At 74.3% G+C, this 8,385-nt stretch carries 5 protein-coding genes; 4 read left to right on the forward strand and 1 reads right to left on the reverse strand.

Translation table 11 applies throughout. The features are described from left to right. Positions 1 to 130: 130 nt before the first annotated feature. Positions 131 to 4,258, reverse strand: coding sequence for a type VII secretion protein EccCa (eccCa, locus tag EF918_RS28270; RefSeq protein WP_125651769.1), 4,128 nt, complete (start codon positions 4,256 to 4,258; stop codon positions 131 to 133). A 251-nt stretch (positions 4,259 to 4,509) separates the two neighbouring features. Between eccCa and eccD the strand changes: the two genes are divergently transcribed. The 4 genes from eccD to EF918_RS28290 all read left to right on the forward strand — a co-directional run bounded on the left by eccD (position 4,510) and on the right by EF918_RS28290 (position 8,222). Further along, on the forward strand, positions 4,510 to 5,889 hold the full coding sequence (eccD, locus tag EF918_RS28275; RefSeq protein WP_125651765.1) for a type VII secretion integral membrane protein EccD: 1,380 nt from the start codon (positions 4,510 to 4,512) through the stop codon (positions 5,887 to 5,889). 61 nt (positions 5,890 to 5,950) lie between these two features. After that, a complete protein-coding gene (eccB, locus tag EF918_RS28280) occupies positions 5,951 to 7,408 on the forward strand; it encodes a type VII secretion protein EccB (protein ID WP_125651766.1) in 1,458 nt (485 codons plus the stop codon). A 109-nt stretch (positions 7,409 to 7,517) separates the two neighbouring features. Beyond that, entirely contained in the window at positions 7,518 to 7,850 is a 333-nt protein-coding gene (locus tag EF918_RS28285) for a hypothetical protein (RefSeq protein WP_125651767.1), read from the forward strand. Between the two features lie 63 nt (positions 7,851 to 7,913). Further along, the gene (locus EF918_RS28290; RefSeq protein WP_125651768.1) at positions 7,914 to 8,222 is read left to right on the forward strand and encodes a WXG100 family type VII secretion target; all 309 of its coding nucleotides are present in this window, start codon (positions 7,914 to 7,916) and stop codon (positions 8,220 to 8,222) included. Positions 8,223 to 8,385 lie beyond the last annotated feature (163 nt).

Consider the following 8,385-nt stretch of genomic DNA (forward strand, 5'->3'; position numbering starts at 1 on the left):
CGCGCCATTCACATGACCCGTCGCCGAACGGTCCAGCTCCAGACCCCGTGGGTGGGGCCGGGGGGTTGGCAGCCATCGAAGAACGGGGGCGACGGATGAGGGGCGGCGGGGCGAAGGGCGCCGGGGCCACTCATCCCTCGGCCCCGTTCTGCGATGGCTGCGAACCCTCCGGCCCCAGCAAAGGGGTCTGGAGCTGGACCGTGCGGCGCCGGGTGATGTGCAGGGCGCGGCCGGCCGGCAGGACCTTCGGCTTGGTGCCGCCGAAGAGGTAGCCCTCCGCGGGTGGGCAGGACAGCAGCACCGCCGGGGTGTTGACGTCCTGGAGCTTGCGCAGGAGGGGGTCGGACAGGCCTCGGCCGGCGCCGTTCGCCGAGCGGGCGACGATGAGGTGCAGGCCGATCTCCGCGCCCTGGGCCAGGTGGTCGAGGACCGCCGCGAACGGGTGGGCCGACATCGAGCCGCCGATCAGGTCGTAGTCGTCCACGATCAGGAACAGTTCCGGTCCGCTCCACCAGTCGCGCAACTTCAGCCGGTCCGGGGTGATGTCGGCCGACGGCAGCCGGTTCGCCAGGGCGTTCGCGGCGCCGGTGACCATCTGGCGGGCCGGGTCGGCGGACACCGCGTAGCCGAGCCGGTATTCCTCGGGCACGGTCGCGTACATCTCGCGCCGGAAGTCCACCAGCATGAAGCGGGCCCGGTCGGGCGCATAGGCGCGCATGACCTGCGCGGCCACGTGTCTGAGCAGGTTGGTCTTCCCGGACTCGCTGTCGCCCACGACGATCAGGTGCGGGTCCTGCGAGAAGTCGTGCCACAGCGGCTGGACGTCGTGCTCCTCCAGGCCGAGCGGGATGCGCAGGGTTCCGTGCGGCCCGGGCAGGTCGGCCGGGTCCAGGACCGAGGGCAGCATGCGGACCTCGGGGGCGCGCGGGCCGGTCCAGTGGTCGGCGACGGCGTCGACCAGGTCGGCGATGCCCTCGCCCAGGTCGTCCGTGGTGCCGAGGCCGTCCGTCCGGGGCAGTGCGCACAGGAAGTGCATCTCGTCCGCCGTCAGTCCCCGTCCCGGGCTCTTCGGCACCTTGGCGGCCGCACGCATCTTGATGACGGAGTCGACCGGATCGCCCAGCCGCAGTTCGAACCGGGTCTGGAGCTGGTCGCGGAGGGCGCCGGTGATCTCGCCCCAGCGCGTGGTGCCGACGACCAGGTGGACACCGTAGTTGAGGCCGCGCTGGGACAGCAGGGTGAGCGGCTGGACCAGGTCCATGAACTCCTGGCGCAGGGTGTTCCAGCCGTCGATGACCAGGAACACGTCCCCGTGCGGGTCGTCGGGCAGCTCACCCGCCGCCTTCCGGCGGCGGAACGCGGCGACCGAGTCGATGCCGAGCTCGGCGAAGTACTTCTCGCGGCGGGTGACGACCGAGTTCACCTCGGCGACGGTCCGCAGCACGCGGTCGGGGTCGTGGCGTCCGGTGATCCCACCGACGTGCGGCAGGCCGCGCAGGCCGGAGAGCGTCCCGCCGCCGAAGTCCAGGCAGTAGAACTGCACTTCGCCCGGGGTGTGGGTGAGGGCGAGGGCCGTCATCAGGGTGCGGATCAGGGTGGACTTGCCCGACTGCGGGGCCCCGGCGATGCCGATGTGTCCGTCCGCCCCGCCGAGGTCCGCCACCAGGAGGTCGCGCACCTGCTGGAAGGGGCGGTCGACGATGCCGACCGGGACCTTGAGGGTTCCGCGGGCCTCGCCCTCGACGGCGAACCCGTACGTGGGGTGGGGGGCGATCGGGGGCAGCAGTTCGTCCAGGGTCGGCGGCACGTCCAGGGGCGGCAGCCACACCTGGTAGGCGGACGGGCCCGCGTCCAGGAGGCGTTCGGCGGCGATGTCGAGCAGCGAACGGGTCTCCTCGGCCGTCGCCGTGCCCCCCTCCTCTTCCGGGACGTCCGGGGCGTCCAGGGCATCCGGGACGGCCGGCGCGGCGGGTACGGCGGGCAGCGGTCGGGCGGGGGGGACGTACGCGGTGCCGAAGGCCACCACCCGGCCGTCGATCACGGCGCGCTGGGCGGCCACCCGCCGCTTGTGGCGGTACGCGCCGGAGACGTACGCGGCCTTGAAGCGGGTCAGGGTGGAGATGTCGGAGCGCAGGTAGCCGTTGCCGGGCTGCGGGGGGAGCTGGTAGGCGTCGGGCACGCCGAGGACGCCCCGGGACTCCATCGCCGAGAAGGTCCGCAGGCCGATCCGGTAGGAGAGGTGGGATTCGAGCTGGTGGACGCGGCCCTCGTCGAGGCGTTGGGAGGCGAGCAGGAGATGGACGCCGAGCGAGCGGCCGAGGCGGCCGATCATCACGAACAGGTCCATGAAGTCGCGGTGGGCGGCGAGGAGTTCGGAGAACTCGTCCACCACCACGAAGAGCGTCGGCAGCGGGTCCAGGGGGGTCCCGGCGGCCCGCGCCGTCTCGTACTCCAGCAGGGAGGCGTAGTTCCCGGCGGCGCGCAGGAGTTCCTGGCGGCGGATCATCTCGCCGTGCAGGGCGTCCCGCATCCGGTCCACCAGGTCCGCCTCGTCGGCGAGGTTGGTGATGACGGCGGACGTGTGGGGCAGCCGGTCCAGGCCGAGGAAGGTGGCGCCGCCCTTGAAGTCGACGAGGACGAAGTTGAGGATCTCCGAGGAGTGGGTGAGGGCCAGGGCCAGGACCAGGGTCCGCAGCAGCTCGGACTTGCCGGAGCCGGTGGCGCCGATGAGCATGCCGTGGGGGCCCATGCCGCCCTGGGCCGACTCCTTGATGTCCAGGTCGATGGGGGTGCCGTCGGGGCCGATGCCGAGCGGGACCCTCAGTTTGTGCGAGGGGTGGCGCTGGGCCCACTGCCGGGCGACGTCGAAGTCGTACAGGTCCTGGATGCCGAGCAGGGTCGTGAGGTCGAAGTCGCCGGCGAGCGGTTCGCCCGCGTCGAGGACGTCGCCGAGCCGGTACGGGGCCATGAACGCCGCGAGCCGGGTGGCCGCGGCGAGGGACAGGCCGTCGGGGGAGCCGAGGACGGTGATCTCGTCCTTGCGGTTGCGGTCGGCTCCCACCATCTCCAGGGTGCGCCGGCCGGTGCCGTCCGTGTCCTCGGTGATCCGCAGCCGCAGGGTGAGCCGGTTGTGGGTCCAGTCCAGGGTGGACCCGATGTCGATCACGGTGGTGTTGCGGTAGCCGCCGAGGGCGGCCCGGTGCGGGGTGGCGAACGTGGCGCCGTCCAGGACGATGACGGTGTACGGCTCGTCGCGGCTCGGGACGGCGTCGGGTTCGTAGGGCGGCCGGGCCCCGAACTCCTCCCCGAGCAGTTGCTCCAGCTCACCGATGGTGCCGGCGACCAGCCGCAGCGGCCCGGCGGCGTCGGTCTCGTCCGGGTGGAGGGCGTGCGGGAGCCACTTGGTCCATTCCCAGTGGGCGCGGCGGTCCGGTGCGGCGACCACGGCGATGCGCAGCTCGTCGGGTGCGTGGAGGGTGACGAGCTGGGCGAGGACGCCCCGGGCCAGCGCGCGCACCCCCTGGTCCGAGTCCGGGTCGGAGTCGATGGCGGAGTCCGCCGGGTGGGGCCCGGCCCCGGTCACGGCCCCGGTCCCGGTCCCGGGCCTCGTGCCGGTCACGGCCCCGGGGCCGTGACCGGAACCGGCCGGCTCGGCGCGGACCAGGACGTGGGCGAAGCCGCGCAGGTGGATGGCCACGGGCTGGTCGGCGACCTGCCCGTAGGCGTGGATGAAGCGGCGCAGGGCGTGCGCGCCGAGCGGTTCGAGGTCCTCCACCGGCTTCGTGGCGAGCGGGGCGAGGCGTACGGCGAGGCGCTGGGAGCCGGTGGCGATCCGGACGTCGCTGAAGTCGGGGTGGGAGGCGCGCCGCTCCCACAGGCGTGAGGTCCGCACCAGCGCCATCAGCTCGGTGGGGGCCGGGTTCCGCCAGGCCAGGGCTTCCTGCTGGCTGCGGATGTCCTTGCGTACCTGACGGCGCATCTGGGCGAGGTAGCGCAGGTAGTCGCGGCGCTCGGCGGTGAGCTCCTCCTTGCGGTCGGCGCTGCCGCGGATGATCTGCGTGACCACCATGCCGATCGCGGAGACCGCCATGGTTCCCATGGCGATGTACGTCATGAGGCCGCCGTTGGGCCGCAGGAAGATGAACACCATCGACAGGGAGGACAGGGCCATCGGGACCATCGTGATGATGTTCCCCAGGCCGGTCTGCTTCTCGGGGAGACCGGGGGGCTCCTGGAGCTGGATCTCGCCGTCCGGCATCTCGGGGCCCGGCCGCCGTGGTGGACGGACGACTTGCACCACGCTCAACGAAACTCCTCACGCCACGCCACGCCACGTCCGCCGATCCGGTTCGACGGCCTGCTGCCCACGGGTGAACGCGCGACCGGCCGGGCCCGGTTCGCTCCCCCGGCCGTACGACCGGCGGACGAACCGGCCGCCGGGTGCCGCGCGTTCCCATGGCCGCCGGGGGCGATTCCGCCCGGCCGAGCAGCGGGAAGGACGCACGGGCGATGAGCGGTAGCGCGGTGGCGGGACTGTGCCGGTTGAGGTTCCACGGGCCGCAGAAGGTGGTCGAGCTCTCCGTCCCGGACGACCTGCCGCTGGCGGACCTGTTGCCGACGGTCCTCGGCTACGCGGGCGACGACCTCGACGAGGAGGCCGTCGAGGCGGGCGGCTGGGTGCTCCAGCGGCTCGGCGAGGAACCCCTGGACCCCGAGAGGTCGGCCCAGGCCCTCGGGCTGCGCGACGGTGAGCGGCTCTTCCTGCGACTGCGGCGGGAGGCCTTCCCCCCGGTCCACTTCGACGACCTGGTCGACGGGATGGCGGTGGGCCTGGAGCAGCGCGGTGACGGCTGGCGGCCCGCGCTCACCCACCACCTGGCCCTGGGCCTGGCGCTGGCCGTGCTCGCCGGCGGACTGGCCCTGCTGGCCCTGTCCGGTTCCGTCGGACCGCTGCGGGCGCCCGCGGCGGGCGTGACCGGCGCCCTGCTGCTGCTGGGCGCGGCCGCCGCCGCCCGGGCGGTGGGCGACGCCGGGGCGGGTACGGCGCTGGGGGCGGCGGCGGTGCCCTACCTGGCCCTGGCCGGGGCGCTGCTGCCGGCGGGCAGCGGTGATGCGACAGCCGCCCGGCTGCTCGCGGGAAGCTCCGCGGCGGCGGCCGGGGCGGTCATGGCGATCGCCGCGGTGGCCTGCTCGGCGCCGCTCTTCCTCGGGCTGCTGATCACCGCGGTGGCGGGGGCGGTGGCCGGTGCCCTCACGCTGGCGGGGCTCGACGTTCCGCAGACGGCGGCGCTGCTGGCCGTCCTGGTGGTGGCGTTCGGCGCGTTCCTGCCGGGCCTCGCCTTCCGGCTGTCGGGCCTGAAGCTGCCCGCGCTGCCGCGCACCGCGGACGAGCTCCAGGACGACATCGAGCCGCTCGCCGCGCAGGACGTGCTGGACCGCACGGTCGTGGCCGACGGCTATCTGACCGCGTTCCACGTGGTGACGGGGGCGCTGTGCGCCGGCTGTCTGACCCTGGTCGTCCGGGCTCCCGGCTGGGCCCCGGCGGTGGCGGCGGCCGTCCTGTCGCTGCTGCTCGTCCTGCACGCCCGGGAGGTGGGCTCGCTGTGGCAGCGGCTGTCGCTGATCCTGCCGGGCGTTTACGGCCTGGGCCTGCTCACCGTGCGGTGGGCGGCCTCGCTGGGCGGCACCGGCCGGCTGGGGCTGCTGGCGGGCCTGTCCGCCCTGGCCGCAGCGCTCGCGATCGCCTCGTGGACGCTGCCCGGCCGGCGGACGCTGCCGTACTGGGGCCGGGCCGGCGACCTGCTGCACAGCGCGCTGGCGCTCAGCCTGCTGCCGCTCGCGCTGACCGTGGCCGGGGTCTTCGGCTGGGTGCGCGGGCTCAGCGGCTGAGCCGCGGCCGGCCCGCGGCCGGGCCCCGCCCCGACCCGTACGTTCTTCAGGAGGAGTTCCCATGCAGTCCAGGCGCGACCAGGTGCAGGCCCACCTGTTCGTCATGAACAGGCTCGGGGCCGGCATGCTGCGGGGCGATCCCGACGCGCCGGACCTGCCGACCCGGCGGACCACCCGCGGCGTGCGCACCAGCGTGTTCCTCACCGTGCTCATCGCGTTGGTGATCGGCCTCTACGGGGCGGTCAGGCCGGGCGGTGCGACCGGCTGGGCCAAGCCCGGCACGCTGGTGGTGGTGAAGGAGACCGGGGCCCGGTACCTGTTCGTCGGCGGGCAGCTCCGGCCGGTCCTCAACCAGGCCAGTGCCCGCCTGGTGGCCGGGGAGAAGATGACGGTGGCCCAGGTCGGGGTGGCCTCGCTCAAGGCGGCCCCGCGCGGCGGGCCGGTCGGGATCGTCGGGGCACCCGACGGCCTGCCGGCCAGGTCGGCGCTGGACGGCGGGGCCTGGCTGGTCTGCGGACTGGTGGGTCGGGCGCCCACCGGTGGGGCCGTCCCGCTGCTCTCGGTGGCCGTGGGGGCCGGCTCGGCCGGCCAGGCCCTCTCCCCCGAGCAGGGCGTGCTGGTGGCGACCCCGGACGGGGTCCAGCACGTGCTGTGGCAGGGCAAGCGGCTGCGGCTGGACACCGGCGCGGCGACCGCGCTCGGCTACACCTCCGCCACCCCCTATCCCGTCTCCCCCGGCCAGCTCAACTCCCTTCCCGCGGGGCCCGACCTGGCTCCTCCGGAGATCCCCGGGCGGGGCGGCGCGGGCCCCGCGCCGGCCGGGCGGCAGACCCGGGTCGGCCAGCTCTTCACCGGCCCGGCCGGGGAACCGTACGTCCTGACCCAGCAGGGGTTCGCACGGCTCGGCCCGACCGCGTTCGAGCTGCTGCGTGGCGATCCCCGGACCCAGCGCGAGGCGTACGCGGGGGCGCCCGCCACCGTCCAGGCCGTGGGCGCGGCCGATCTGGCCGACCGTTCCGCGCCGGCCGGGACCCTGCGGGACAGCGGGCTGCCCGCCACGCCTCCGCGGCTGGTGGTCCCGGCGCCGGGCCAGGCGGTCTGCACCCGGCTGGAGCCTGCGGCCGGGGGCCCGCGCACCCTGGTCTCCCTGGTCGCCTCGGCGACGGTGTCCGGCCTGCCGCCCGCCGCCCAGCCGGGCGTGGTGCCGGGTTGCGGCGGGGCCGACCGGGTGTCCGTACGGCCGGGGGCCGGGGCCCTGGTGCGCGCGCTGTCCGGGGCGGGCGCGCCCGGGGGGACGTACCTGGTGTCCGACAACGGCGTGAAGTACCCGGTGCCGTCCCCGGACGCCGTGAAGGCCCTCGGGTACGAGGGCGCCGCGGCGGTCGGGATGCCCTCGGCGCTGCTGTCGCTGCTGCCGACGGGGCCGAGCCTGGACCCGGCGGCGCTGGCCTCGGCGAGCGTCGTCGAACCGCCGGCCGGCGAGCCCTGCCCGGCGGGCGGCGGCGCCTCCGGGAGCTGACCGCTCCGCCGGGCGGCCCCGCACCGCCCGGCGACGAACCGGTGTCGGGCCGTGCGCCGTTCCCCGTGCCGGCAGTCCGTCACCCACACGATCCGATCAAGGAGATCAGATGCCCGAAGACATCCTTCTCAAGGTGTCGTCCGAGTCACTCACCAAGACCCTCAACAACCTCGAACAGCACCTCGCCGCGATGGAGCTGGCCTACAAGGAGTCCGAGGACATCGGCAGCCGGGTGGCCCGGAGCATGGTCGCCGGCGCGGGCCGGGCGTTCGTCGCCAAGATCGAGAACTGGCAGCGGGGCTACCGCTCGGTCATGGCCGAGTACAAGGACCTGACCGACTCCGTCCAGTACACCAGCAGGGTCATGGCGGATACCGCCGACGAGGCCGAGACCCACATGGACCTGTGGACCGGCGACGTCTACGACCTCCTCAGCAAGTAGGACCGGCCGCGCCCCCGCGCGCCGCGTCGTTCGCCCCCATCCCACCTGGCGTAAGGAATTGTCATGAGCAGCATGGACATGGAGATCATGCACGGTGACCTCGAAGAGGCCAACGCGCAGATGCGAGCCGTGGCCGGCCGGATGAGTGCGGCCCTCGAACAGATCGTCACGCAGCTCGACGCGATCAGGGACGAGTTCACCGGCGAGGCCGCCAAGGAGTTCGGCGAGTTCAGGCAGTCCGTCAACATGCTGGACCAGAGTCTGGCCGACCAGTTCAACTCCGGCGCCGACCTGCTGGCCAACGCGCACGAGATCATCCGCAACGGCGACCGCAAGAGCGCCTACATGTTCCACGGCAACCGCTCGCGCTGACCCGGCTCCCGGACCCGGTCCACGGTGGTGACCCGCGGGCCGGGTCCTCGCACGTCCGGGGGCGAACCGCACCCGGCGCGGCGTGCGTTCCCTCTGCCGACCACTGACCGCGGACCACTGACCACCGCCCCCCCCGTACGGCCCGCCCGAGGACAGGAGTTCC

Source organism: Streptomyces sp. WAC06614 (assembly GCF_003949795.1).
In the GTDB taxonomy this organism is placed as follows: Bacteria; Actinomycetota; Actinomycetes; order Streptomycetales; family Streptomycetaceae; genus Streptomyces.